Below are 25,389 nucleotides of genomic sequence, written 5' to 3' on the forward strand. Positions count from 1 at the left end.
GGAAATAATTTCAATCAAACTTACTACCAACTGCCACTGAATACTGCCAACTTATTTTAGTATATTTGCACTTTAGAATGAATCTAAATATCACAAATATACAATGAGCATTTCAAAACAAGATATCCTAAAGGCCTTAGAAACTATTACGGTTGCTGGCGAAGGGAAAAATATGGTAGCGAGTGGTGCTGTGCAGAATGTAATGACTTTTGCAGATGAAATAATCGTGGATATTAAACTTTTCACGCCAGCACTTCACATAAAAAAACGCGCTGAGGCAGATATTATTAAAACCATTCACGAAAAAGTGGATGCCAATGCCAAAGTACAAGTAAATATAAAAATAGAAGCGCCTGTAAAACCTCAAAACCCAAACTTAATTAAAGGAAAACCAATTCCTGGAATTCAGAATATAGTTGCTGTAGCTTCTGGAAAAGGAGGCGTTGGAAAATCAACGGTAACTGCAAACTTGGCAGTTACACTTTCCAAAATGGGTTTCAAAGTTGGTATTCTGGACGCGGATATTTACGGTCCTTCAATCCCGATTATGTTTGACGTTGCTATGGAAAAACCGCTTTCGGTGAACATTGGCGGTAAAAGCAAAATGAAACCTGTAGAAAACTACGGAATAAAAATACTTTCCATTGGCTTTTTCACGCAGCCAGATCAAGCCGTTATTTGGCGTGGACCAATGGCTGCAAAAGCTTTAAATCAATTAATTTTTGATGCAGATTGGGGCGAATTGGACTTTATGTTAATAGACCTTCCACCTGGAACTGGTGATATTCATCTAAGCATCATGCAATCGTTGCCAATTACTGGCGCGGTAGTGGTAAGTACGCCTCAAAATGTTGCTTTGGCAGATGCTCGTAAAGGTGTTGCAATGTTTAGACAAGAAAATATAGATGTTCCCGTTTTGGGAATTATTGAAAATATGGCCTATTTCACTCCGGCAGAACTTCCTGAAAATAAATACTATATCTTTGGAAAAGAAGGTGCAAAACATTTAGCTGAAGATTTGGATGTGCCATTTTTAGGAGAAGTTCCACTTGTGCAAAGCATTAGGGAAGCAGGAGATGCAGGAAGACCAGCAGCATTACAAACAGCAACCCAAACTGAGGAAGCTTTTGAAGCAATTACCAGAAATGTAGTAGAAGAAACCGTTCGCAGAAACGAAAATCTTCCGCCTACAGAAGCAATAAAAATTACAACAATGGCAGGTTGCAGCGCCGTAAAAAAATAATATGACAACGGAAGAACTTACAACGAAAATAGAGGAAGCATTGGATGAAATTCGTCCCTTTTTGCAGAATGACGGAGGAGATATTTCACTTGTTTCCATTGAAGATGGAAAAGTAGTGAACGTTCAGTTGCAAGGTGCTTGTGTGGGCTGTTCCGTAAACCAAATGACCCTTAAAAGCGGAGTGGAAATGACTATTAAAAAGTACGCTCCACAAATTGAAAAAGTTGTTAGCGTTTCATAGTAATGACAATCGTTGTTCATTTTTAAGAAAAACACAACTAATTTTGAATTAAAATTAAGAGAGCTTCTTTCATGATAAAAACAGATATTCTCATAATAGGCGCGGGTCCCACAGGTCTTTTCGCCGTTTTTGAAGCAGGATTATTAAAATTAAAATGTCATTTAATTGACGCGCTTCCGCAACCTGGCGGACAGTGTTCTGAAATATATCCTAAAAAACCAATCTACGATATTCCCGGTTTCCCAGAAGTACTTGCTGGCGATTTGGTAACCAATTTGATGAAACAAATTGAACCTTTCCAGCCAGGTTTCACGCTTGGCGAACGCGCTGATACTATTGAAAAATTAGACGATGGATCATTTATCGTAACTACAGATAAAGGTACCAAACACCACGCCCCAATTGTTGCAATTGCAGGAGGCTTAGGTAGTTTTGAGCCTCGAAAACCACCTATAGACCGTCTTTCAGATTTTGAAGATAAAGGTGTGGAATATATTATTCGTGATCCAGAATTATACAGAGATAAAAACGTTGTTATTTCTGGAGGTGGCGATTCTGCTTTGGATTGGAGCATTTTCTTGACAGATGTAGCTAAAAGTGTCACTTTAATTCATAGAAGAAATGAATTCCGCGGCGCTTTAGATAGTGTTGAAAAAGTACAAGAGCTAAAAAATCTTGGAAAGATTGAATTGATAACTCCTGCTGAAGTTGTTGGCTTAGTTGGGAATGATAAATTGGAAGAAGTGGTTATAAAACAAGGCGCTGAGGTATTTAACCGAGAATGTGATCATTTTATTCCGCTGTTCGGATTGGCTCCAAAACTTGGTCCAATTGCAGATTGGGGACTTGAGATTGAAAAAAACGCAATCAAAGTTAATAATGCGTTGGACTATCAAACCAACATTCCAGGTATTTACGCAATTGGTGATGTTAACACCTATCCCGGAAAACTTAAATTGATTCTCTGCGGTTTTCACGAAGCTACCTTAATGTGCCAAAGTGCTTATCAACGTATTTTTCCAGACAAACGTTATGTTATGAAATATACAACCGTTGGCGGCGTGGAAGGTTTTGATGGCAGCAAGAAGGAAGCGCCAAAAGCTGTTGTGAAATCTATTGATTAGCATTCTGATAGATCTAACAGGTTTTTAAAACCTGTTAGATCTTCTAAACTTTTAAACTTATCGACTCGTCGACTTTTTATGAAAGACATCAAAATAACAATCACAGACCGCCAAGGCGTAAAACATCAAGTTGATGCGCCTACAGATATGAATATGAATGTGATGGAACTCGTCCGTTCTTATGAATTGGCTCCAGAAGGAACCATCGGTATCTGCGGCGGAATGGCTATGTGTGCTTCTTGTCAATGCTACATTTTGAGCGACCACGAACTTCCCGAAATGAGTTACGATGAAGATTTAATGCTCGCTGAAGCTTTTAATGTGAAAGATAACAGCCGTCTTAGTTGCCAGATTTTTATAAAAGAAGAACTTCACGGTCTTGAAGTAGAACTAGCTCCCGAAGTTTAAACTTTTTCTTGAAAATTTCTTCAAAAAAACTTTTAATTTTATTTGTATTAAGTCTAAATAAGATTAGTTTTGCATTCTAAATTTACCTAATGAAGGGATTATTATTGTTACTAACGCTAATGATTGGCGGAAGTATATTCTCGCAAACTGTCTTGGACTCCGTTTCAGTCACACAGTTAAAGAAAGAAATAAAGCAGGAATTAAGAGAAGAGCTAAAAGCAGATTCCAGTCTTCAGAAAGCACCCGTTTTCAGCTTTAAAAATTTCAGTCTAAAAGGCTATGGCGCCGTTAACTATTATAATTTCGATTTTGATACCGATCCCACATTAAAAAATAAAATAGATGTGGAACGCCTAAACTTATACTTAGGTTATTCGTTTTCAGAAAAAATAAGTTTAAAATCTGAAATTGAATTTGAACACGGCGGAACCGGTGCTTCCATTGGTTACGATACACAGGAAGAATTTGGTGAGTTTGATCAAGAAATTGAAAAAGGAGGTTCCGTAAAATTGGAGCAATTATATGTAGATTTTAAGATTGCGCCTTATTTCAATATTCGTGCAGGACGGATGAAAGTATATTTTGGTCTTAGCCAAAAGTTGGACGAGCCGACATCCTATTTTACATCCTATCGTCCTGAAATGGAAAATGAAATTCTCCCATTAGGTTGGTACGAAAACGGTATATCGTTCTACGGTAATTTCGCCAAAAACTTTTCCTATAGAGCATATATAGTTAGTGGTTTGGACGCTTCTGGTTTTTCTTCACGTGGCTGGATAAAGAACGGCTATCAGCAACGTTTTGAAATGTCCAACGCAGAATCCTTTGCTTTTGCAGGAACATTAGATTACCATTTCGGCACACACGACGACACTTTTATAGGTGTAGCCGGATATATAAATGACGCCTCCGCAAACCGCCCAAAAAATGATATGAGCCAAAGTGCGTATGTAACTATGGTTGAAGGTCACGTAAGTTATAACGAAAAAAACCTTCGCTTCAGCGCTGTTGCTTTATACGGTAATCTTGAAAATTCAGACATTGTTTCTCAAAAAAATGCAAACCTTTCAAACAATTTGGGAGTTAAGAGAACTCCCGTTGGTAAGAATGCTTTAGGCGTTTCCGTAGAAGCAGGTTACAACATTTTACCGTTGCTTATTGACAATTCAAAACAAATGCTTTATCCTTTTCTTCGCTATGATTATTATGATACTATGCAGGATGTTGAAGGTGCAATTGTGAAAAATCCACGTTGGCAACGAAGTGCAATTACTGGCGGTTTAAACTGGTTTGTACATCCACAAATAGTCGTTAAAGCACATTATTCTGACCGAAAGTTGGGCTCAGAAAATTATAATCCTTCATCCCTTCAGTTTACAGGTGAGAAGCAGCACGAAAAAACATTTTCAGCTGGTATTGGCTTTGTATTTTAAAACCTTTCAAACTAAATCAATAAATAAATTAACATGAAAAAATCACTTTTAGTTTTCACTTTAGCAACAATAGTAGCTTTTGGTTTCACGAGTTGTAGCGACAATGATCCGCCAGAGGAAACGCAACAAAACAATGATGTACTTTACAAAGATGTGCTAACGAATCTTTCTTTAAATGTTATCACAGAAACCTATAACGAACTTTACACCAACTCAGGTGCCTTGGAACAAGCTGCTAACGCAATGACAGTTGGCGATGAAGCTGCTTTGGAAAATGCAAAAAGCAAATGGCAAGACACACGTGCCCCTTGGGAAGAATCTGAAGGCTTTCTTTACGGTCCTGTAGATACACAAGGAATTGATCCTGCAATAGATTCTTGGCCAGTAGATGTGAATGCCATCAACAATGTATTAAACAGTGGTAACCCAATAACGCAAGCATTGCTAGAAAGCAACAATGAAGCTCGTGGTTTTCATACTTTGGAATATTTCTTCTGGGGCTTAAACGGCGACAAAACTGCTGCTCAACTTACAACTCGCGAGATTGAATACATAAAAGCAGCAGCTTCAGATTTACATTCAAAAACAGAACAGCTGTATTTTGGATGGTTGCCTTCAAACGGTAATTTTGCTGGAAACTTTATAAATGCTGGTGAAAACGGATCTGTTTATACTTCAAAAGTCAATGCACTTTCAGAGATTGCAGAAGGAATTATGATTATAGCAGATGAAGTTGCAAACGGTAAAATTGAAGAACCTTTAAACGGAAACAACGGCGGACCAAGACCTGAAGCTGAAGAATCACGTTTTAGCAATAATTCAAAACTGGATTTTGCGAACAACATTCGCAGTATAGAACATATTTATTTTGGAGACTTTAATGGTGTTCAGGGTAAAGGATTGAGTGATATTGTTAACGCTAAAAATACCACGCTTGATACAGAAATAAAATCGGCTATAACTGAAGCCGTTGCTGCAATTGAAGCTATTCCTGGAACTTTCACAGAAGCTATTTTTGAAAATCGCGCGGAAGTGGAATTTGCACAAACAAAAGTACTTGCTCTTTTAAATATGTTACAGTCACAACTTGTACCTTTTATTTCAACGTTGAATTAGCAAATAATCATAACGGGCTTCTGGATCTCTGAAAGCCCGTTTAATATTTTTTTGAAATGAAGCTTTCTTACATTGGATTATTATCTTTCGTTTTCCTATTTGCGTCCTGCGCCAAGGATACAGATCCTGAATATGAACCTTTGCCAAACTTACAAGAACGTTTAATGGCAGGTGGGGAAACTACGATTTTTTTAACCTCAAGTAATGCTTTCAGTTCACCAGCCGCCAATCTTTCTGGCTCCAAATTGGCCTTTCATTTGGATGGTGATTTTCAGTTTGAAACCGTTTTTGTAACCGCTCCAGCTCCCGTGAATAATGGTGTTGGGCCTATTTTCAACAATTCTTCTTGTGTAGGTTGTCACCCTAAAGACGGCCGCAGTGCTTTTCCTTCAGATATTAATAGTTTAAGTGGTTTCTTTTTAAGAACAAGTTTACCTGGCGTTGGCAATTATAACGCGCCAATTCACGTTCCGGGTTTTGGTGAACAAATACAAAATCAAGCTATTTTTGGTTTTGAACCAGAAGCTAAATTTAATGTTGTTTACACGCCAATCGTTGAAACTTTGGCAGATGGCACACAAGTATCGCTTCAGAAGCCAACCTACTCCTTAACAGATACGTACATTCCTTTTCCTGCAGAAGCGCAGCTTTCTCCACGTTTGGCATCACCCGTTTTTGGACTTGGTTTATTAGAAGCGATTCCAGAATATTATATTTTGAATAATGAAGATATAAACGATGCTGATGGTGATGGAATTTCAGGTAAAGCAAATTACGTTTTCGACAATGTTTCTGGACAAGTTCAATTAGGCCGTTTTGGTTGGAAAGCAAACACGGCAACCGTAATGGAGCAATGTGCTGGCGCTTATGTTGGCGATATGGGCGTAACAAACCCTGTTTTTCCTTTTGAAACCGGCTACGGACAAACCAACGGAGACGACGGACTTAACGATGACGCCGAGATTACGCAAGCATTATTGGACGAAATAACGTTTTACTGCCAAACCTTAGCTGTACCTGCGCCCAGAAATTTAGATGATGAAAGCGTACAACGAGGATCTGCACTTTTTGATCAAATTCAATGTGCTAAATGCCACATTCCTAAAATGATTTCTGGAGATTTTTCAGTTGCCGAAGTTGCTAACCAAACTTTCTATCCATACAGTGATATGCTTTTACACGATATGGGCGATGGCTTAGCAGACAACCGCTCTGATTTTCTTGCGGATGGAAAAGAATGGAGAACCAAACCACTATGGGGAATTGGATTGACAAAAGTTGTTAATGGCCACACCGATTTTCTTCACGATGGAAGGGCTAAAAATATTACCGAAGCTATTTTATGGCACGGTGGAGAAGCAGAAAATGCAAAAAATAAGTTCAAGAATCTTTCTACTTCTGAAAGAACAGATTTGCTGAAGTTTATAAATTCATTGTAATTACTTTCGAATTATTTTAGAATGTTTTTGGCGAACGAAAGGATTTGCTCAACAAACTTTTTATAAGCCACTTCTGAAGGATGCAAACCGTCTGAAGCTACCAAATCTGCATTTTCCAATCCTTTTTGAGTTATAGGCGTGATGTTTTCAAAACGCACTCCTTTTTCTTTTGAAATCTTTGCCGCGAAAGCGTCGTATTTTTTTAGTTCCGAAGTTATTTTTTCAGCTTTACCAGATTTTTGCCCAAAAGGTGTAAAAGCGTAATCTGGAATAGAAAGTACAATTACGTTTTCAGCTTTTCCTTTGGCAAAAGCGATAGCCATATCTAGCAGTTTGGGGAATTCTTCTTCGTAAAGCGAAAAAGGTTTTTCTTGGTATTGATTGTTAACGCCAATCAATAAAGTAACCAAATCATAGTCTTTTGAAGGATTTTCAGCAGCGATCGCCGAAAGTAAATCTGTAGTTGTCCAACCTGTTTTGGCAATTATTTTTACTGAAGTTTTTTCCTTTAAAACCTCGTTTAGGCTTTCCGTTAAATGTTTGGGATAGTTGCAATCACTACAAACGCTTTCGCCAATAGTGTAACTATCGCCGAGCGCTAAATATTTATTTGTAGTTTTTTCTGCAGAAGTATTCTTTTTTGAAACTCCACAAGAAATTTGGAAAAAGGCAAGTACTATCACTATTTTGAAATTCATCATTTTCAGTATTTGTTTTGTAATAATACGATAAAAACTACGCTTCAGTTTTATAATCAATCAATTTTTGTGGCCCTTCCAGCAAAACTCGAACTACTTTAAGCGTTCCGTCCTCTGTGGTAGAAATGTGCCATTTTATAAGTGAAATTTCACCTTTTTCAATCTCCATTCCTGTTATGCTTCGCGGGTGTACACAACTTCCATCATTAAAAAATGCAATGTCGCCAGGCTCGGGAAACCTTGGTCTGTGTGTATGCCCGATAATAGTAAAAAGATTTTTATTTTCCACAATCCAACGTTTGGTGCGACGTTCAACTTTAATGAGTTCTTTATAGTTTTTTGCAGGGATTGTAGGATCACTAATGCCAAAAACTTGTAGCTGCCGCCAAAGTACACGAACCATAAAACGATTGAATTTCCAACCTACATAATTCATCCAATCTGCTTGATGACCGTGCATCATGAAAATTTCTTGATTGGTGGTTTGGTGTGAAAGTATTAATCCTTCCGTGAATTCTATTCCAGGGAAAAGTGGCGCGTCCTTACCAGTAATTTTGTCAAAATAACTGAAGAGGTTTTTCTCAACATATTTTTTGTTTCTATAGACCATATCGTGATTTCCCATGAGCCTATAAAGTCTTCCTTCGTTGAAGAAAAGTTTCATCAAATCGAATACATTTTGATGTGCTTCAAAAATATCTTTAAAGAAAATGTTTTCCCAAAGTTCGTCGCCGTCTCCTAATTCACAATACGTAAAACCGTTTTTATAATAATCTTGAAGGGCGTGAAAATAGATGTTACGGTTATTTGCAAAGTCGTCCGCAAAACTATTATCGCCTCGATGGCAATCGCTGAAAATTATGAATTTTGAATCATCGTTGAATGTAATTCTGCGAGCTGTATTGTAAGCGCGATACATTCTGGATTTTGAGGACATTGCTGAATTATTTCCTTAAAGATACAATTAGAAATCTTTTGTCAAAATATACTTAGCAGTTTTAATAATCTAAGACAATAAACCAGACCGAAACCATACTATACGGTGTCATAAAAGTTGTGGAAAAAAGAAGATAATTATTGAAAATGCTAGAGTTCGAGTAGATTTCTATTTTATTTTTTACACATTTTAAGGCAAGAAATTTCATTTTTAATATCTCTATTTACTTTAAAACTCTTGAAAAGAAAAACAATCAACAGAATTAGAATTATCGCCCCCATAACGAGCGCCAAATACGATACTATCATAATAAGAATACCTTTTTTCTAGTGGTATTTCTTATTTACGTATTATTTATATTCTTGGTTTGGTAAAGACAAATTATAATTGAAAATTATCCGATACCTTCTATCTTTTGGATGATTTTCTTACGTGAACTATTTTTCTTTAGTCTGAGTATCAGGTGTAATGTTGTCTATATGGACTATAGTCCATTTGTCTTATTTGATAGTTGTGTTTTGACACAAAAATATAATAACAAACGAACTTTTTAAAAATAACAGGATCTATATAAATGAGAGAAACAAAAAACGGCCAACTTAAAAAGTTGGCCGTTCCAATGAGTTTAAATGTTAACCGAAAGCATTTAGGCCTGTGATATCTAGTCCCGTAATCAATAAATGTATGTCGTGGGTTCCTTCATAAGTAATTACACTTTCAAGATTCATAGAGTGGCGCATAATACTGTATTCGCCTGTGATGCCCATTCCTCCTAACATTTGTCGTGCTTCTCTTGCAATGTTGATCGCCATATCTACATTATTTCGTTTTGCCATAGAAATTTGGGCACTGGTTGCAGTTCCTGCATTTCGCATTACGCCAACACGCCAAGCTAGTAATTGTGCTTTGGTGATTTCAGTAATCATCTCCGCAAGTTTTTTCTGCTGAAGTTGAAATTGGCCAATTGGCTTTCCAAATTGCATTCTTTCTTTGGAATAACGAAGCGCAGTGTCATAACAATCCATTGCAGCGCCAATTGCACCCCAAGCAATTCCATAACGTGCAGAATCAAGGCAGCCAAGTGGTGCACCCAATCCTGATTTGTTTGGAAGTAAGTTTTCCTTCGGAACTTTAACGTTGTCAAAAATAAGTTCGCCAGTTGCAGAAGCACGTAACGACCATTTATTGTGTGTTTCAGGTGTTGAGAAGCCTTCCATACCACGTTCTACTATTAATCCGTGAATTCTTCCTTCTTCATTTTTTGCCCAAACTACGGCAACCTGAGCGAAAGGAGCGTTACTGATCCACATTTTAGCACCATTCAAAAGATAGTGGTCGCCTTTATCTTTAAAGTTGGTGGTCATTCCGCCAGGATTACTTCCGTGGTCAGGTTCCGTAAGTCCGAAACAGCCCATCCATTCGCCCGAAGCTAGTTTTGGAAGGTATTTTTTGCGTTGTTCTTCGTTTCCATATTTCCAAATTGGATACATTACTAATGAAGACTGTACGGAAGCCGTGCTACGAACACCGCTATCGCCACGTTCAATTTCCTGCATTATTAAGCCGTAAGAAATTTGGTCAAGACCAGCGCCGCCGTATTCTTCGGGAATGTATGGTCCAAATGCGCCAATCTCGGCAAGACCTTTAATGATTTGGCTTGGAAATTCTGCCTTTTGGGCATATTCTTCTATTATGGGCGATACGTCGCGCTTCACCCAATCGCGGGCAGCTTGGCGTACTAATTTGTGTTCTTCGGAAAGTAATTCGTCAAGATTGTAGTAATCTGGAGCTTCGAATAAATCTGGTTTCATCTATAAATAATTTTAAGGAATACAAATGTATATAGCAGTTGTCAAATAGACTAAGCTTTTTAATCAAAACATCCTATGAAATGAATTTTCATAGGATGTTTAATATGGTTTTTGGAAAAGCTACTTGAAAATTAATTTGCTTTTTTTAATTTACTTTTTAGCAAGTCAATCTCTTGTTGCAGTTTTAAAGTTTGTTCTTTTTTGATATTGAGTTCATCCCTTAAAAATAGGTTCATTTCTTTAAACTCATCAATGGCTTTGTCGGCAAAATAGTATATTGCAGAAACACCACCTTGTTGTTGGTCATTGTGCTGTGCGCTCGCAATGGTATCTAAAATTTCTTCTATTGGGACATTGAAAAATTCGGTAAGTAAATCGCGTTCATCATTTGTAAACAATGCAAAACCAGATTCCTTACGTTGATACTGTGGTTGCGATATAGAAAGCATTCGTCCCATCTCTTCTTGAGAAACCCTTTTTTCTTCTCTTAGTTTACGTAGTTTAATATGCATATTTTATGATTTAGGGGGAGCTAAATACCGTTCAAATATATAAAAAATCGGGTAAAATACACTATTATTATTATTATTCATTTATTATGACTTATGCGAATAACAAGCATAGTATTGATTATCATTTTGTTACAAAATGAAAGAACAGGAATTTCATGATTTTTCAATTTTCGATTTGGAGTGTTTGTAAAAGCTATTGTTTTATGATTTAACTTTACCTTGTGTTTTAATACATATATTATGTTAAAAACATACTAATCAACTAAAATTAAAGCCAGATCAAAGAATAAACCATCTTAAAAAGAGAAAGCCCTTACAAGGTAAGAGCTCTCGCAGCCTCGCAAAAACTAATTATAAAAATTAGAATGTAACAAAGCGTTCACAAAATCAAAGTTACAATTTAATATTAAAACACAGTTGGTTTTTGTCTTAAAAATCGCGGTAACCGAAAAGCGTATAGAGTAGGTGTTTTAAATATTAAATATTATAGTTATGAAAAACTTATCACGTATTTCAACAATTTTGATTTTCAGTCTAATAATGACGATATCACTTGCAAGCTATGCTAATGTAATTCCTTATTCCAATTATAATATTGAAAATAAGGTTGGAGAAAGCAGCGACATTAGTATCGAATTTATGAATAATAATTTCGAAACCACTAAACTGCCTTGGTGGCTAGTGATTATATCTGTTGAATTTGGAATGAATGTTCCTAATTGTTCTTGCTGTTATAATGGAATATGCAGAATTGGTAAAACCAGTGGAAATGTAACTTTTGATACTGAAGCCCAATTGGCAAAGTATTTAAATGATACTGGAAATACTTTACTGGCTGTAAATGATAAAAATGAAGTTTATATTTTTATTGGCTCAAATGACAAATCTAAAGAGTTTAAAGATGGCTTTTCACTGGATTATTTACCTATTATTGATGATTCTGTAATAAATGAATTAAAAGCTAAAGGCATTACATTTAACAATTTAAAAAAGCAGCAAAAATATACGCCGACTATCGCCGCAGCCGGTTATAAAATGTTGAGGATTAAGTAGGACTGGAAAGAGACCGCTATAAATTAGCGGTCTCTTTTTTAAATTGAAGAAGTATTTTAAACATCTAATATTATGAGAAAATTTTTAGTATTTTTTGGTTTTTCAATTTTCATAATTATAGTTCTAATTTTAATTGGTGGTGTGTTTCTAGTTAATCGTGAAGATAAAAATTATAAAAGTTTTCATCAATATACTGATGCAAAGACTCTTTCGAAGAAAATTCACGACGAAGGTAAAAATGCAATTGTTATTATAACCAGTCCTTCCTGTTCAGGAGTGCCCGAATTTATGCCAAAAATTGAAAAACAGCAGGAATATTTGAACGAAGAGAATATAAAAATCTATTATGTAATAGATATGTTAAATAGAGATACTCGTGATTCATTGTTAACAACAGTAATAAAAAAATATAATATTAATTATGTTCCTTTAGTTATTGATCCAACCAAGCATCCATCTGGAAACTTATTTGATGCCTCTAATAAATACGATACATTCTTAACACAATTGTGTGGTATATGTAATGATGGTTCCTTGGGTTATCCCCTATATGTTTATTATAAAAGAGGAGAGTATATAGGTAAATCTTATTACCTAAACGATTCGATTTTATCGACTTTAAATTAATTTTCTAACATTAATTTATTAAAAATTATGAAACCAAAAATATATTCCATATTGGTTATGGCACTGCTTTGTTCATATTTTACAGCCCATTCCCAATCAAAAGCACCAATAGGTTTCGATATACGTGGCAGGGACTGCGCTGGCGGGGGCGGGCTTTGCAGTGTTAATAAAACCAGTAGCCCCAACAACGATATTGACATACAAAAATTGAATAAAAACACGTTTGTTTTGAACATCCTGCGTGCTTCATTAACACTAGACGAAGAAATAAGTGTTGCGGGCAATTACTTTTCTAGTTTTCAAGCCATTCTGCCAAAAATATTTATACAAGATGGTGATTTACAGTTTAATAATGATGTTTTAGAGGTGATTGGAATTGATCCAAAATACAACCTACTTAAAACTGGAAATTACCCAATGCAAATAAAAGAAGATGAAGTTATAATAACCCTTACGCTCACAGAGCGTAGCAAAAAATAAAGCCATGAAACTAAAAATTGTCTTTATAATATTCCTATGCTTTCATAAGGGTTTTTGTGCAATTAAATCAGAAGCAGACCCCAACAAAGTTGTGGATGAAATGCTTTTTGAGATAAATGTGTTGCAACAAGAGTATTCCGTAAAAAGAGAAGTGATTTTCCTGCAATTGCAACAGACAAGTATTTCGTTAAATTATGCGAAGACTATAGAAGAGAAAATAGATTTATTAATAGCAAAAGATGCATTAAATATGCAATTACAACTATTGAAAAATCTTGAATCACGTGATATTAGCAAAATACGATATATAAAAGGGCTACAAATTATAAAAATTCTTTACGAAAAAACGCTGTCTCTAGACCATCATTTTTCAGCGGTTTCGAATTTGCGGGATGTAAATAAAATAAGTAATCCAAACAATTATCCAGAGTTTGTGCAAATGAAGGATAAGTTGAAAACTACGCAGGACAAACGTGCAGGTTTTGATATATCTAACATATTAGAAAGTAATATTTACACCTCTGTTGTTTATTCCTTTGTGTCTATGTTTGTGAATACCAATACTTCCAAAGCCGAAAAAGACAGCAGCTTAAAGGAAGTAGAATGTATTCTTGATTTTACCTTGCGTATGCACAATGATCTTAATACCATTTACTTTGAGACTGCGTTTTTACAGAAGAAAAACGAAAATATTTCTGAATCTGTCATCGACCTTTTTAAGGAATACACTAAACCATTAGGTTACAGTACAGGGCTTGAAGAATGCAGAAAAAATGATGATTGGGATGCAGTTCGAAAAAATCTTGATAGTTATTTAGTGACAATGGATAAAACCATGGCAGACAAAGCAAAATTGGACACAGCAAGAAGCCTTCAAATAAATTTAGAATTCCCGATAGATAGGTTGCTACAGTTTATAACAGAGTATAATAATTTTATAAACGAAAGCGTTAATTTCTACGAAAAATTCGGCATTATGCTATCAAGCTATGAAAACGAACAGCAATGCGCATCTAAAACCCCAGTTGAATATACACGTTTGAAAGAGGGCATAACAATTACGATTGATAAGTTTAATACTGCTTACAAGCCAGTTGAGATTAATGGCACAAAAATGAAGCAATTGTTATATGGTATTAGTGAATATGATTAAGAATAATCGCTACATTTTCAAGTAAAATTCCCGCACGAGATTTTTATAATCGTCGGTATAATCGTGTCGAGAAATTTCAATAGTTAGGTTTTCAATTTTTATTAAATTCTTTTCAAAAGAAAACTCCAGCATACTTCTTTTTTCTTCGGAAGTTTCATTGCCGCGAACTCTGCAAATTCTGTTTGGAAAAAGATTTACTTCGGAAGCCATTTTTATGAAACTTTCTTCTTCTTTCCGTGGAATGATTACCGAAAAAATTCCTTCGTCTGATAGTAGGAGCGAAACGCTTTCAATCAACTCATCAAAAGGAAGTGCATCATTGAATCTTGCCAGTTTTCGTGAATTAGGAATTTTTTTCTCACCTATTGGGGGAGATGCCGCAGGCAGAGGGGGAGAATAAAATGGCGGATTCGAAATAATCAAATCATATTTATCCTCAATTTCTTCCATAAACTCTTCCAAAGAAGCATGATAGCAATAAAGTCTATCGCCCCAAGGTGAGTTTTCAAAATTGTCAACACATTGTTCGAAGGCATTTCCATCAATTTCAATGGCGTCCACCATTTCGGCATAGGAACGCTGTGCAAGTTGCAAGGCAATAATTCCTGTACCTGCGCCAATATCCAAAATTGAAAAAGGATTGTTTTTTATTGAAACCCAAGCGCCAAGCAAAACGCCGTCTGTGCCAATTTTCATTGCGCAGCGGTCTTGTTCAACGGTGAATTGTTTGAATTTAAAAGGTTTCAAAGGATTTAATATTGAAGATTGTTGATGGTTGATTGAAAATTTTGGAATTTGGATTTTCTTTTTTGGGATTTGTTTGGAATTTGGTGCTTGCTATTTGTAATTTCTACAAGTACATTTCAATCAATCCATCCGGCACTTTCAATAGTATTGTTTTATTCTCCCGATCCACTTTTTTTATGAAATGGTCTATCATCGGAATCAAGATTTGTTTTCCGTCGCGATCAATTTCAAACAAAGCTTGGGAAGTAGTGTCGTTAACGCCAGTAATTTCACCAATCTTTCCGAAAACTTCGTCTTCAGCAGTAAAACCTATAATTTCGTGAAAGTAAAATTTATTGCCAGTGAGTTTTGGAAGAAATTCTAAAGGTAGATATAAATGTGCGCCGATAAGGGCATCGGCATCGGCTTCATTTTTCACATCTTCAAACCGCACGCGAAGAAGTTCGCTTTTGTGTAATGAGCTTTCTTCAATAAAAAATGGAATCAGGTTTTTGCGTTGTTCCACAAAAACCGATTCCATTTCAGTAAAAAGTTCAGGTTCGTCCGTATCTAATTTTACGAGCAATTCTCCCTTAAAGCTATATTTTCTAACGATTTTGCCTAAGTAGAAGCAGTTCTCCTTTTGCATCGTTCTGAAAATTATGCTTCTTTGTTGTCCTCTTTAGCTTCTTCAGCAGCCTCTTCTATTGCAGATTTGGCAGCAGGAGCTTCAGTTGCTTCAACTTCAGCAGCAGGAGTAGTTTCTTCAGTAGTTGGAGTTTCAGAAGTTGCTTCAGCTTCTTCAGTTACTTCCTCTTCTGCAGGAGCAGAAGCGGCAGCGGCATCAGCAGCACGTTTTTCGTTTACGGCTTTTTCAGCAGCAAGCTTTTCAGCTTTTACTTTGTCTTTAGCGTCAGAAAGAGTTGCTTTTTTGTGATCAATAGATCCTGATTTTTGCTCTAACCATTCATTGAATTTCGCTTCAGCTTGTTCTTCTGTCAAGGCACCTTTACGAACACCACCAGCAAGGTGATTTTTCATTAAAGCTCCTTTATAAGAAAGAATAGCACGAGCAGTATCTGTAGGTTGTGCTCCATTTTGAAGCCATTTTACAGTGCTGTCCACGTTAAGGTCAATCTGTGCAGGGTTGGTTGTTGGATTGTAAAATCCTAATTTTTCAAGAAATTTACCATCTCTTTTACTACGTCCATCCGCAGCAATAATCCAGAAATAAGGCTTACCTTTCTTCCCGTGTCTTTGTAGTCTGATTTTTACAGGCATATTTAAATTAATTTTTGGAGTTCCCGACCCCGGTTATAATTAAGGACGGCAAAGATAGTATATTTTCTTTTTGAAATTCAATCAATTAAAGTTTTTATTTTACATTTGCCAAAACCCTAAATACCCTTTTACTTATGAAAAAGTTTCTATTTATACTTTTAGCCGTTCTATCTATAGTTTCCTGCGAAGATGTTGAAGATAACCAAGTTGCATTGCAGGCAAAAGTAGACAATAGATTCTATAAGTCTAACGATGTAAAGGCAGTTTTAAATGATAATGGTAGCGTTACTATTCAAGGAGTTAATGATGACGAGTCGCTAACGATTCATATTTCACGCTTGGGTAAAGGAAATTTTACTATTGCTGAAGGACGTCCAAATTATGCTTTTTATGAGGATATGGGTGGAAATCTTTACACTACAGAACCGAATGGCGAAGGTGTAATAACCATTTCTGAAGTGAATGAAACTAATAAAACGCTTTCCGGAATATTCAACTTCAATGCTTTTCTTCCTGGAGTAGATACAATTTATGTTTCAAAAGGAGTTTTACATGACGTTAGTTATGACGATGGAATCATTGTAGATCCAACCAACGATGGAACTTTTAGCGCCGTAGTTGATGGCAATACATTCTTGCCAATTCTTGTAAATGTTCGAAATACCGGTAATACCTTAATAATAACAGGAAGCAAAGCCAATTCTTTAATTGCAATTTCAGTGCCTGCTACAGTCGAAGTTGGAGTATATACTTTACCAGAAACAGGTTTTAATGCGAAGTATCAAGATCTTATTGGTACTGATAACGTAACTGACGGCTCACTAAACATCCTTGAACACGACACTACGGCAAAAACCATAAAGGGAACTTTTGCCTTTGTTACCAACCGCACCGAAATCACGGAAGGGAAGTTTGATGTTGTATATAAATAGTCTGGTTCTACCATTATTTGTGTGGAAGAAAATGAGAAATCTTTTTAATTGGACATAAGACGAAAGGACTTAAGACTAATAATAACCTCCTATTTAATATGTTTTTCAAAAAAGCTATTTTTTTAGTCTTAAGTTCTATGTCATAAAGTCTTATGTCAGTTTTTAAACACTATTATCAAACTATTCTCATAATATTCATTGTAAAACCAATAATATTCTACTTAAAATCCGCTTCAAAGGTTAAACCTTGTTAATTTGCGCTAAACTTAGGTTAATAATTCGTTGAAAACCTTCTATTCATGGTATATTAGGATATATCCGAATGAAGTTGAGCAGTTGTCTTTAGAGGAATGATGAAGAAAAAACAGCTGTATAATTTAAAACGAAAGATGATGAAGTTTACTGAAAAAATGACAAGCAAATTAAACGAACTGTTAGAGAAAAATTATGATGCCGAAAAGGGTTATAAAAAAGCTGCAGAAAAAGTGGAGAACACAAAACTGAAGCAATTCTTTGGCGAACAAGCTCAAAAGCGATATGATTTCGGTCACGAATTAAAGACTGAGATTAAAAACTACGGCGAAACTCCAGAAAAAGGTGGAAGCACCAAAGGAGCAATTCACAGAACTTGGATGGATATTGAAACGGCCTTTTCTTCAAATAATGAAGAAACAATTTTAGGCGAAGTTCAAAAAGGTGAAAAAGCTGCAATTGAAGAGTACAATGAAGTGATTAAAGACACAACATTACCTCCAACGACTCAGAAAGTTTTGACCAATCAACGTGACACCATCAATACTGCGTGGCAAAGTGCTAAAAACTTTGAAAAAGTAGTCGCTTAATATTTTTTGAAAAAGAAGAACAAAACCGTCTTTGGAAATTTCCAAAGACGGTTTTTTATTGTGAACAACTCTTCATAGTTTTCCTTCCCGAAGGCGGTTGATTTTTCTATTTTTACTTTTTTCAAAAATTGTGTCTTCGATACATTTTGGAAGCAAGAAAATTAGTCTCGAAACTTAAGTTTTCGATAATGCTTTCAAAACACTCAGACGCCTTTGTTCTAATCCCTATTTCCTAACTCCTAAATCCCTGAAAAAATGTTTTTAATCTTCGATACAGAAACCACAGGCCTTCCAAAACGTTACAACGCTCCCGTGAGCGATAGCGATAACTGGCCACGCTGTATCCAGATTGCTTGGCAGCTTCACGATGAAATGGGGGATATGATTGAGCATCAAGATTATTTGGTGCAGCCCGAAGGTTTCAACATTCCTTTTGATGCTGAAAAAATCCACGGAATTTCAACCGAATTGGCAACTTCTGAAGGAATTTCCTTGGAAGAAATGATTGAAAAATTCAAAATTGCGCTTTCAAAAACAAAATTCATTGTTGGTCAAAACCTAGGTTTCGATGTAAATATTATGGGCGCGGAATTTTTCCGTTTAGGAATAGAAAACCCGTTACCAAATTTTCCAGTTTTGGATACGTGTACGGAAACCACCGCCCAATTATGTCAGATTCCTGGTGGTCGTGGCGGAAAGTCTAAATTGCCAACATTAACCGAGCTTCACGAATATCTTTTTAGCGAACCTTTTGCCGAAGCACATAATGCAACAGCAGATGTTGAGGCCACCACACGTTGTTTTCTAGAATTGGTTCGTCGTCAAATTTTCACGAAAGAGGAACTTGATGTACAGCCAGATTATTTCGAAAATTTTTCAGAAGAAAACCCAAAAATCATTCAGCTTATTGGGCTGAAACATATAAATCTTAAAAAAGCTTCAGAAAAAATTCGGAAGCAAATGCAGGCCGTTTCAGAAAAAGAGGAAATCTCTTCCGAAGAAATAAAAGAAAATATTGCCACGCTAGAAGATGCTCCGTTTGTGCACCTTCACAATCATTCTCAGTTTTCAATTTTGCAATCCACTTCCAGTACGATAGATTTGGTGAATGCAGCCGTTGAAAATAATATGTCCGCCGTTGCAATCACGGATACGGGCAATATGATGGGCGCATTTCACTTTGTACAAGCCGTTTCTAATTACAATAAAACCTTAGCTGACTTACCTAAAAATGATGAGGAAGAAACTTCACCAGAACCTTTAAAAGCGATTGTAGGTTGCGAATTCTTCGTTTGCGAAGATCATCTCAACAAAAACCACAAGGACAACGGCTATCAAATTGTAATGCTCGCCAAAAACAAAAGCGGCTACCACAATTTGGCGAAAATGGCTTCAATCGCATACACCGAAGGTTTTTATTATGTCCCTCGAATCGATAAAAATATTGTAGAAAAGTACAAAGAAGACATCATTGTTTTAACTGGAAGTCTTTATGGCGAAGTGCCTGGAAAAATTCTAAACATAGGCGAAAACCAAGCTGAGGAAGCACTTCTTTGGTGGAAAGAAATGTTTGGTGAAGACCTTTATGTGGAAATTATGCGCCACGACCAAGAAGACGAAAAGCGCGTAAACGATGTTTTGGTTGAAATGGCGCAGCGCAATAATGTAAAACTCGTTGCTTGCAACAACACTTATTATATTGACAAAGAAGACGCCAACGCGCACGATATTTTACTTTGCGTAAAAGATGGTGAAAAACAGGCAACGCCAATTGGTCGTGGTCGCGGATATCGTTACGGTTTGCCAAATCAGGAATACTATTTTAAGTCGCAGGATCAAATGAAAGTCCTTTTTAAAGATCTTCCTGAAGCAATTTCGAATATTGAAGAAGTAGTTTCAAAAATTCAACCTTTTTCATTGCATCGTGACGTTTTGCTACCCAATTTCGGTATCCCAAAAAAATTTTTAAAAACTGACGATATTGACGGTGGGAAACGTGGTGAGAATGCCTATTTACGCTATCTAACCTATGAAGGCGCCAAAAGACGCTATCCAGAATTAATAGAAGTTTCTTATGAAGCACTTACAAGTTTTGAGCTTCCAGAAAATGCTTCAGAGCGCGTAAAAGAAATTAAGCAACGTCTCGATTTTGAGTTGGATGTAATCGCCAATACAGGTTATCCTGGTTACTTTTTGATTGTACAAGATTTTATTGCCGAAGCACGGAAAATGGATGTTTCCGTTGGCCCAGGACGTGGTTCTGCGGCGGGAAGTGCTGTTGCCTACTGCTTGGGAATCACAAATATTTGTCCAATAAAGTACGATTTGCTTTTTGAGCGTTTCCTAAACCCAGATCGTGTAAGTATGCCCGATATTGATATTGATTTTGATGATGAAGGCCGGAGCAAGGTTATGGATTACGTAATCAACAAATACGGAAGTAACCAAGTAGCGCAAATTATCACTTATGGAACTATGGCAGCAAAATCCTCCATTCGCGATACAGCGCGGGTTTTAGATTTACCGTTGAATGACGCCGACAGAATTTCGAAACTCATTCCAAACATGACTAAACTGAACAAAATTTTCGGTTTGAGTGATGCGGAACTGCGAGGTCGTTTTCGAAGTGATGAACTTCCAAAAGTGCACGAACTTCTAAATCTTTCCAAAGGAAGTGATCTGGAAGCGCAAACCATAAATCAGGCTAAAGTGCTTGAAGGTTCTGTTCGGAATACTGGAATTCACGCTTGTGGTGTAATTATTACGCCTAGCGATATTACAGATTTTGTACCCGTTGCCACTGCAAAAGATTCAGATTTATATGTAACCCAATTTGACAACTCGGTTGTTGAAAGTGCGGGACTTCTAAAAATGGATTTCTTGGGTTTAAAAACGTTGACACTTATAAAAGACACGGTTAAACTCGTAAAACACAAGCACGATATTGATCTGGATCCAGATGTTTTTCCGCTTGATGATGAAAAGACATACGAGCTTTTCCAAAGAGGAGAAACAGTTGGGATTTTTCAATATGAATCTGCCGGAATGCAGAAATACATGAAGGAATTAAAGCCAACGGTTTTTGCGGATTTAATAGCAATGAACGCGCTTTACCGTCCGGGCCCGATGGAATACATTCCGAGTTTCGTAAAAAGAAAGCATGGCGAAGAAGAAATAGAATATGACCTTCCTGGAATGGAAGAATATTTAAAAGAAACCTACGGAATTACAGTTTACCAAGAGCAGGTGATGTTGCTTTCGCAAAAATTAGCAGGCTTTACAAAAGGTGAAGCAGACGTTTTGCGAAAAGCGATGGGTAAAAAGCAAAAATCGGTGCTCGACAAAATGAAACCGCAATTTGTTGCTCAAGCTTCGGAAAAAGGCCACGATGCAGAAAAGTTAGAAAAAATCTGGAAGGATTGGGAAGCTTTTGCGAGTTACGCTTTCAACAAATCTCACTCCACTTGTTATGCTTGGATTGCTTACCAAACAGCCTATTTAAAAGCACATTATCCTGCGGAATATATGGCTGCGGTGCTTTCAAATAATATGAGCGATATAAAACAAGTCACCTTTTTTATGGACGAATGTAAGCGGATGGGAATGAAAGTTTTGGGACCAGACGTAAATGAATCTTTCCACAAATTTACAGTGAACGATCAAGGAGCAATCCGTTTTGGAATGGGTGCCGTAAAAGGTGTGGGCAGCAGCGCCGTTTCAACGATTGTTGAACATAGAAAAGACGGGAAATACAAATCGGTTTTTGATTTGGCAAAGCGAATTGACCTGCGTTCCGCAAATAAAAAAGCATTTGAAAACTTAGCATTGGCGGGTGGTTTTGATAGTTTCGATGCGCATCGAGCGCAATATCTTCACGACGATGGCGATGGAGTAATGTTTTTGGAAAAAGTGTTGCGTTATGCCGCAAAGTATCAGGAAACGCAGAACTCTTCACAAGTAAGTCTATTTGGCGATGCTAGCGAAGTACAAATTCCTGAGCCCGAAGTTCCACCTTGTGAGGAATGGGGCACGATGAAAAAATTGAGACAGGAGCGCGAAGTGGTTGGTGTATATATTTCAGGCCATCCGCTGGATGATTTTAAAATAGAAATGGACAGTTTTACAAATTGCAAGGTTTCAAATTTTAATCATTTGGAGGATTATCTTAATAAAGAAATGTGCTTTGGAGGTGTTGTTAGTGATGTTCAACACCGAGAATCGAAGGCTGGAAAAGGTTGGGCTATTTTCACCGTTGAAGATTATGACGATAGTTACGATTTCAAAATTTTTGGTGAAGAATATTTAAAATGGCGCCATTTCTTGGTTCCAAACAGCTTCATCTATGGACGGGTTTTAGTAAAAGAAGGCTGGACAAATCGTGAAACTGGTAAAAAGAGTGACCCACGCCTTCAATATAATAGCGTTCAATTACTTCACGATGTTATGGAAACGCACGGAAAAAAGTTAACGATTTCAATGCCGTTGAGCGATTTGAAAGATGGACGGATTGATTCACTTAAAAATCTCGTAAAAACCCATAAAGGCGAAAAACAATTGTTTTTTGTGGTTTATGAAAAAGACGAAAAAATTCATCTTACTATGCCTAGCCGAAATCATAAGATCAACATATCCAAGGAATTATTGGATGAGCTTGAAAAGGAACAGGTTCGGTATAAGTTGAATTGATAATAGAAATAAACAATACTCACATTTCCTAAACATATATTAACAACCACTTTATAGTAAAAAAAATAACTATTTTTGACAATCATTAAAAACAAAGATTATGGCATTAGAAATAACAGACGCAAATTTTGAAGAAACAGTTCTAAAAAGTGACAAACCAGTATTGGTTGACTTTTGGGCAGCTTGGTGTGGACCTTGCCGAATGGTAGGACCAATCATTGAAGAAATAAGTAAAGAATACGAAGGCAAAGCCATTGTAGGAAAAGTAGATGTAGATGCAAACCAAGAGTTTGCCGCAAAATACGGAGTACGTAACATTCCAACCGTATTGGTTTTCCAAAATGGTGAAGTAGTTGGCCGTCAAGTAGGCGTTGCTCCTAAAAATGTTTACGCAGAGGCGATTGATGTGCTTTTGTAAAATTTCAAAAGAAATAAATCTATAAAAGGCTTGGCGTATTGCTAGGCCTTTTTCTATATTAGTAAAATGTCTGGACAGGCGTGTCATGCTGAGCGCAGTCGAAGCACTGTCGAGACTCTCTATTAAAATAATATAATTATAAAACCTCTCGACTACACTCGAGGAGACAGACCAAAAACTATGGAAAAAACAAAAAAAGTACAAGATATAATTGACGGCAAATTATTGGAGGAACGCAAAGTGTTCCTTTGGGGAATGGTGGATGACAAAAGCGCACGCCATGTTGTGGATAGGCTGATGTATCTAGACGCCTTGAGCCACGACGAAATAAAATTCTACATCAATAGTCCGGGCGGCTATGTAACTTCAGGGTTTTCAATTTATGACACTATGCGCGAGATAAAAAGTCCGGTTTCAACAATTTGTACTGGTTTAGCGGCTTCAATGGGAAGTATTTTGCTTTCCGCAGGCGAAAAAGGAAAACGTTTTATTCAACCACACGCACGCGTTATGATTCACCAACCAAGCGGTGGGGCTCGTGGCGTTGCTAGCGATATTGAAATTACCGCTCAGGAAATTTTGAAAACAAAAGAAATCAGCGCACGAATTTTAGCTGAAAACTGTGGCCAAAAATTTGAAAAAGTGATGAAAGATTTTAACCGCGATCATTGGATGGATGCTGGAGAATCTGTTGAATATGGAATTGTAGATAAAGTTTTGAAATAATAAGTATGAAAAAGATAGTATTGGGGTTAGCAATTGCAGCAATGACATTTGTAGGCTGCAAGAATGGAGAAAAAACAGAAACTTCTTCAGAAGAAACAACGGAAACTGTAGATCAGGCCATTGTAGATTCACATAACTCCGAAAATTCTTTAGATTGGGCAGGCGTCTATGAAGGAACAACGCCTTGTGCTGATTGTTCGGGAATTGAAACTATTTTAGAATTGAAAAACGATAAAACCTTTAAACTTTCGCAAACATATTTAGGTAAGACTGAAGACGACAACTTATTTACTCAAGAAGGCAACTTTATTTGGAATCAAGATGGTACAGAGATTCGTTTAAAAATTGTAAGTGGTTCTTTTCAATTCAAAGTTGGTGAAAATCAAGTGTGGATGTTGGATGAAAAAGGAAATGTGATTGAAGGCGATTTGGCTAATATGTATATTTTGAAAAAAACGATTCAGTAGAAAATCTGACTTTTGAATATAGAGAAAGAGATAAACGAAATTACAGGTTTTAAAAACCTAGAACTGCTTGCAAAACAAGTGGTGGAAGGCTTTATTTCTGGGCTTCACAAAAGCCCATTTCACGGTTTTTCGGCAGAATTTGCTGAACATAAAATCTATAACAATGGCGAAAGTACCAAACATATAGATTGGAAACTTTTTGCCAAAACGGATAAACTTTACACCAAACGTTACGAAGAAGAAACAAATCTACGTTGCCATTTAATAGTGGATAATAGTAGCTCGATGCACTATCCGAAATTGAAGCAGTTCAATATAAATTCCTTGAACAAAATTGGGTTTTCTGTGTTGGCTTCCGCGGCAATTATGAATTTAATGAAACGACAGCGCGATGCCGTGGGATTGAGTGTTTACAGTGACGCTTATGAATTTTATGCTTCGGAAAAAGGAAGTGAGCGCCATCACCAAATGTTACTTCAAAAGTTGAATGAAGCCTTGCTTTCTTCAAAAGAAAATACTCAAACCAAAACCTATGAACACCTTCATTTAATTGCAGAAAAGCTGAAACGCCGTTCGTTGGTTTTTCTTTTTACAGATATGTTTCAAAGTGATGCCGAAGCCGAAAAACTTTTTGATGCCCTTCAACATTTAAAACATAATAAACACGAAGTGGTTCTCTTCCATACATTTGATAAAAAGCGAGAGGTAAACTTCGATTTTAGCAACCGCCCAAAGCGATTTGTAGATGTTGAAACAGGAGAACACGTAAATCTTTATGCAGATAATATTAAGGAACAATACGAAGAAGCCGTTCAAAATTACTTTAAGGAACTGCAACTTCGCTGTGCGCAATACAGAATAAAATATGTTTTAACAGACATTAATGAGAGCTTCAACAAGATTTTGACTACCTATTTAGTGGAACGCCAGAAGTTTGGGTAAAAACTGTATTTAGTGTTCAGTGGCGGTGTGCATTTACAATTTTATAAGTTTGAAGGTAGATATATGGCTCAAAGCAATTAATTTATTTTTTTCA

Annotated in this window: 25 protein-coding genes; 18 read left to right on the forward strand and 7 right to left on the reverse strand. The window is 36.5% G+C overall.

Going from position 1 to position 25,389, the window contains the following annotated elements:
- The first annotated feature begins 103 nt into the window (after nucleotides 1-103).
- The 7 genes from AEQSU_RS07815 (at nucleotide 104) to AEQSU_RS07845 (ending at nucleotide 7,004) form a co-directional block, all read left to right on the forward strand.
- A complete protein-coding gene (locus tag AEQSU_RS07815) occupies nucleotides 104-1,243 on the forward strand; it encodes an Mrp/NBP35 family ATP-binding protein (RefSeq protein ID WP_014782321.1) in 1,140 nt (379 codons plus the stop codon).
- Between the two features lies 1 nt (nucleotide 1,244).
- On the forward strand, nucleotides 1,245-1,484 hold the full coding sequence (locus AEQSU_RS07820; protein ID WP_014782322.1) for a NifU family protein: 240 nt from the start codon (nucleotides 1,245-1,247) through the stop codon (nucleotides 1,482-1,484).
- A 71-nt stretch (nucleotides 1,485-1,555) separates the two neighbouring features.
- Nucleotides 1,556-2,608 carry an NAD(P)/FAD-dependent oxidoreductase gene (locus AEQSU_RS07825; protein ID WP_014782323.1) on the forward strand — a complete coding sequence of 351 codons (1,053 nt, stop codon included), beginning with the start codon at nucleotides 1,556-1,558 and terminating at the stop codon, nucleotides 2,606-2,608.
- Between the two features lie 78 nt (nucleotides 2,609-2,686).
- On the forward strand, nucleotides 2,687-3,016 hold the full coding sequence (locus AEQSU_RS07830; RefSeq protein WP_014782324.1) for a 2Fe-2S iron-sulfur cluster-binding protein: 330 nt from the start codon (nucleotides 2,687-2,689) through the stop codon (nucleotides 3,014-3,016).
- An 89-nt stretch (nucleotides 3,017-3,105) separates the two neighbouring features.
- A complete protein-coding gene (locus AEQSU_RS07835; protein WP_014782325.1) occupies nucleotides 3,106-4,449 on the forward strand; it encodes a porin in 1,344 nt (447 codons plus the stop codon).
- Between the two features lie 33 nt (nucleotides 4,450-4,482).
- Nucleotides 4,483-5,565 (forward strand): imelysin family protein, encoded by a 1,083-nt coding sequence (locus AEQSU_RS07840; RefSeq protein WP_014782326.1) that lies wholly within the window; start codon nucleotides 4,483-4,485, stop codon nucleotides 5,563-5,565.
- 56 nt (nucleotides 5,566-5,621) lie between these two features.
- Nucleotides 5,622-7,004: a di-heme oxidoreductase family protein gene (locus AEQSU_RS07845; protein WP_014782327.1), complete on the forward strand. Its 1,383-nt coding sequence runs from the start codon at nucleotides 5,622-5,624 to the stop codon at nucleotides 7,002-7,004.
- A gap of 11 nt (nucleotides 7,005-7,015) precedes the next feature.
- On the opposite strand, the gene AEQSU_RS07850 is transcribed toward AEQSU_RS07845, so the two are convergent.
- The 4 genes from AEQSU_RS07850 to AEQSU_RS07865 form a co-directional block, all read right to left on the reverse strand.
- Nucleotides 7,016-7,705, reverse strand: a complete 690-nt coding sequence (locus AEQSU_RS07850) for an SGNH/GDSL hydrolase family protein (protein WP_014782328.1) — start codon at nucleotides 7,703-7,705, stop codon at nucleotides 7,016-7,018.
- 34 nt (nucleotides 7,706-7,739) lie between these two features.
- Nucleotides 7,740-8,639: a metallophosphoesterase gene (locus AEQSU_RS07855; protein ID WP_014782329.1), complete on the reverse strand. Its 900-nt coding sequence runs from the start codon at nucleotides 8,637-8,639 to the stop codon at nucleotides 7,740-7,742.
- A 632-nt stretch (nucleotides 8,640-9,271) separates the two neighbouring features.
- Entirely contained in the window at nucleotides 9,272-10,450 is a 1,179-nt protein-coding gene (locus AEQSU_RS07860; protein WP_014782330.1) for an acyl-CoA dehydrogenase family protein, read from the reverse strand.
- 131 nt (nucleotides 10,451-10,581) lie between these two features.
- Nucleotides 10,582-10,962, reverse strand: a complete 381-nt coding sequence (locus tag AEQSU_RS07865; RefSeq protein ID WP_014782331.1) for a helix-turn-helix transcriptional regulator — start codon at nucleotides 10,960-10,962, stop codon at nucleotides 10,582-10,584.
- 492 nt (nucleotides 10,963-11,454) lie between these two features.
- Here AEQSU_RS07865 and AEQSU_RS07870 point away from each other — a divergent pair, with 492 nt between their 5' ends.
- The 4 genes from AEQSU_RS07870 (at nucleotide 11,455) to AEQSU_RS07885 (ending at nucleotide 14,275) form a co-directional block, all read left to right on the forward strand.
- The gene (locus tag AEQSU_RS07870) at nucleotides 11,455-12,015 is read left to right on the forward strand and encodes a hypothetical protein (RefSeq protein ID WP_014782332.1); all 561 of its coding nucleotides are present in this window, start codon (nucleotides 11,455-11,457) and stop codon (nucleotides 12,013-12,015) included.
- Between the two features lie 72 nt (nucleotides 12,016-12,087).
- The gene (locus tag AEQSU_RS07875; protein ID WP_014782333.1) at nucleotides 12,088-12,642 is read left to right on the forward strand and encodes a hypothetical protein; all 555 of its coding nucleotides are present in this window, start codon (nucleotides 12,088-12,090) and stop codon (nucleotides 12,640-12,642) included.
- 27 nt (nucleotides 12,643-12,669) lie between these two features.
- On the forward strand, nucleotides 12,670-13,122 hold the full coding sequence (locus AEQSU_RS07880; RefSeq protein WP_014782334.1) for a hypothetical protein: 453 nt from the start codon (nucleotides 12,670-12,672) through the stop codon (nucleotides 13,120-13,122).
- A 4-nt stretch (nucleotides 13,123-13,126) separates the two neighbouring features.
- Nucleotides 13,127-14,275, forward strand: a complete 1,149-nt coding sequence (locus AEQSU_RS07885; RefSeq protein ID WP_014782335.1) for a hypothetical protein — start codon at nucleotides 13,127-13,129, stop codon at nucleotides 14,273-14,275.
- Nucleotides 14,276-14,284: 9 nt separating this feature from the next.
- Here the strand turns inward: AEQSU_RS07885 and AEQSU_RS07890 are convergent, their stop codons facing one another.
- The 3 genes from AEQSU_RS07890 to AEQSU_RS07900 form a co-directional block, all read right to left on the reverse strand.
- Entirely contained in the window at nucleotides 14,285-15,022 is a 738-nt protein-coding gene (locus AEQSU_RS07890) for a tRNA1(Val) (adenine(37)-N6)-methyltransferase (RefSeq protein WP_014782336.1), read from the reverse strand.
- A gap of 103 nt (nucleotides 15,023-15,125) precedes the next feature.
- Nucleotides 15,126-15,650 (reverse strand): ribosome maturation factor RimM, encoded by a 525-nt coding sequence (gene rimM / locus AEQSU_RS07895; RefSeq protein WP_014782337.1) that lies wholly within the window; start codon nucleotides 15,648-15,650, stop codon nucleotides 15,126-15,128.
- A gap of 11 nt (nucleotides 15,651-15,661) precedes the next feature.
- Nucleotides 15,662-16,282: a 30S ribosomal protein S16 gene (locus tag AEQSU_RS07900; RefSeq protein ID WP_014782338.1), complete on the reverse strand. Its 621-nt coding sequence runs from the start codon at nucleotides 16,280-16,282 to the stop codon at nucleotides 15,662-15,664.
- Nucleotides 16,283-16,416: 134 nt separating this feature from the next.
- On the opposite strand from AEQSU_RS07900, the gene AEQSU_RS07905 reads away from it, so the two are divergent.
- The 7 genes from AEQSU_RS07905 to AEQSU_RS07935 all read left to right on the forward strand — a co-directional run bounded on the left by AEQSU_RS07905 (nucleotide 16,417) and on the right by AEQSU_RS07935 (nucleotide 25,295).
- The gene (locus AEQSU_RS07905) at nucleotides 16,417-17,214 is read left to right on the forward strand and encodes a DUF6252 domain-containing protein (RefSeq protein WP_014782339.1); all 798 of its coding nucleotides are present in this window, start codon (nucleotides 16,417-16,419) and stop codon (nucleotides 17,212-17,214) included.
- Between the two features lie 392 nt (nucleotides 17,215-17,606).
- Nucleotides 17,607-18,056, forward strand: a complete 450-nt coding sequence (locus AEQSU_RS07910) for a ferritin-like domain-containing protein (protein WP_014782340.1) — start codon at nucleotides 17,607-17,609, stop codon at nucleotides 18,054-18,056.
- A 255-nt stretch (nucleotides 18,057-18,311) separates the two neighbouring features.
- Complete coding sequence (gene dnaE / locus AEQSU_RS07915) at nucleotides 18,312-22,742, forward strand: DNA polymerase III subunit alpha (protein ID WP_014782341.1); 4,431 nt, start codon at nucleotides 18,312-18,314, stop codon at nucleotides 22,740-22,742.
- Between the two features lie 100 nt (nucleotides 22,743-22,842).
- Nucleotides 22,843-23,160, forward strand: a complete 318-nt coding sequence (gene trxA, locus AEQSU_RS07920) for a thioredoxin (protein WP_014782342.1) — start codon at nucleotides 22,843-22,845, stop codon at nucleotides 23,158-23,160.
- A gap of 180 nt (nucleotides 23,161-23,340) precedes the next feature.
- A complete protein-coding gene (locus AEQSU_RS07925; protein WP_014782343.1) occupies nucleotides 23,341-23,886 on the forward strand; it encodes a ClpP family protease in 546 nt (181 codons plus the stop codon).
- Nucleotides 23,887-23,891: 5 nt separating this feature from the next.
- A complete protein-coding gene (locus tag AEQSU_RS07930) occupies nucleotides 23,892-24,353 on the forward strand; it encodes a copper resistance protein NlpE (RefSeq protein ID WP_014782344.1) in 462 nt (153 codons plus the stop codon).
- 12 nt (nucleotides 24,354-24,365) lie between these two features.
- On the forward strand, nucleotides 24,366-25,295 hold the full coding sequence (locus tag AEQSU_RS07935) for a DUF58 domain-containing protein (RefSeq protein ID WP_014782345.1): 930 nt from the start codon (nucleotides 24,366-24,368) through the stop codon (nucleotides 25,293-25,295).
- Nucleotides 25,296-25,389 lie beyond the last annotated feature (94 nt).

The sequence above is a fragment of the Aequorivita sublithincola DSM 14238 genome, from assembly GCF_000265385.1.
GTDB classification, from domain to species: domain Bacteria; phylum Bacteroidota; class Bacteroidia; order Flavobacteriales; family Flavobacteriaceae; genus Aequorivita; species Aequorivita sublithincola.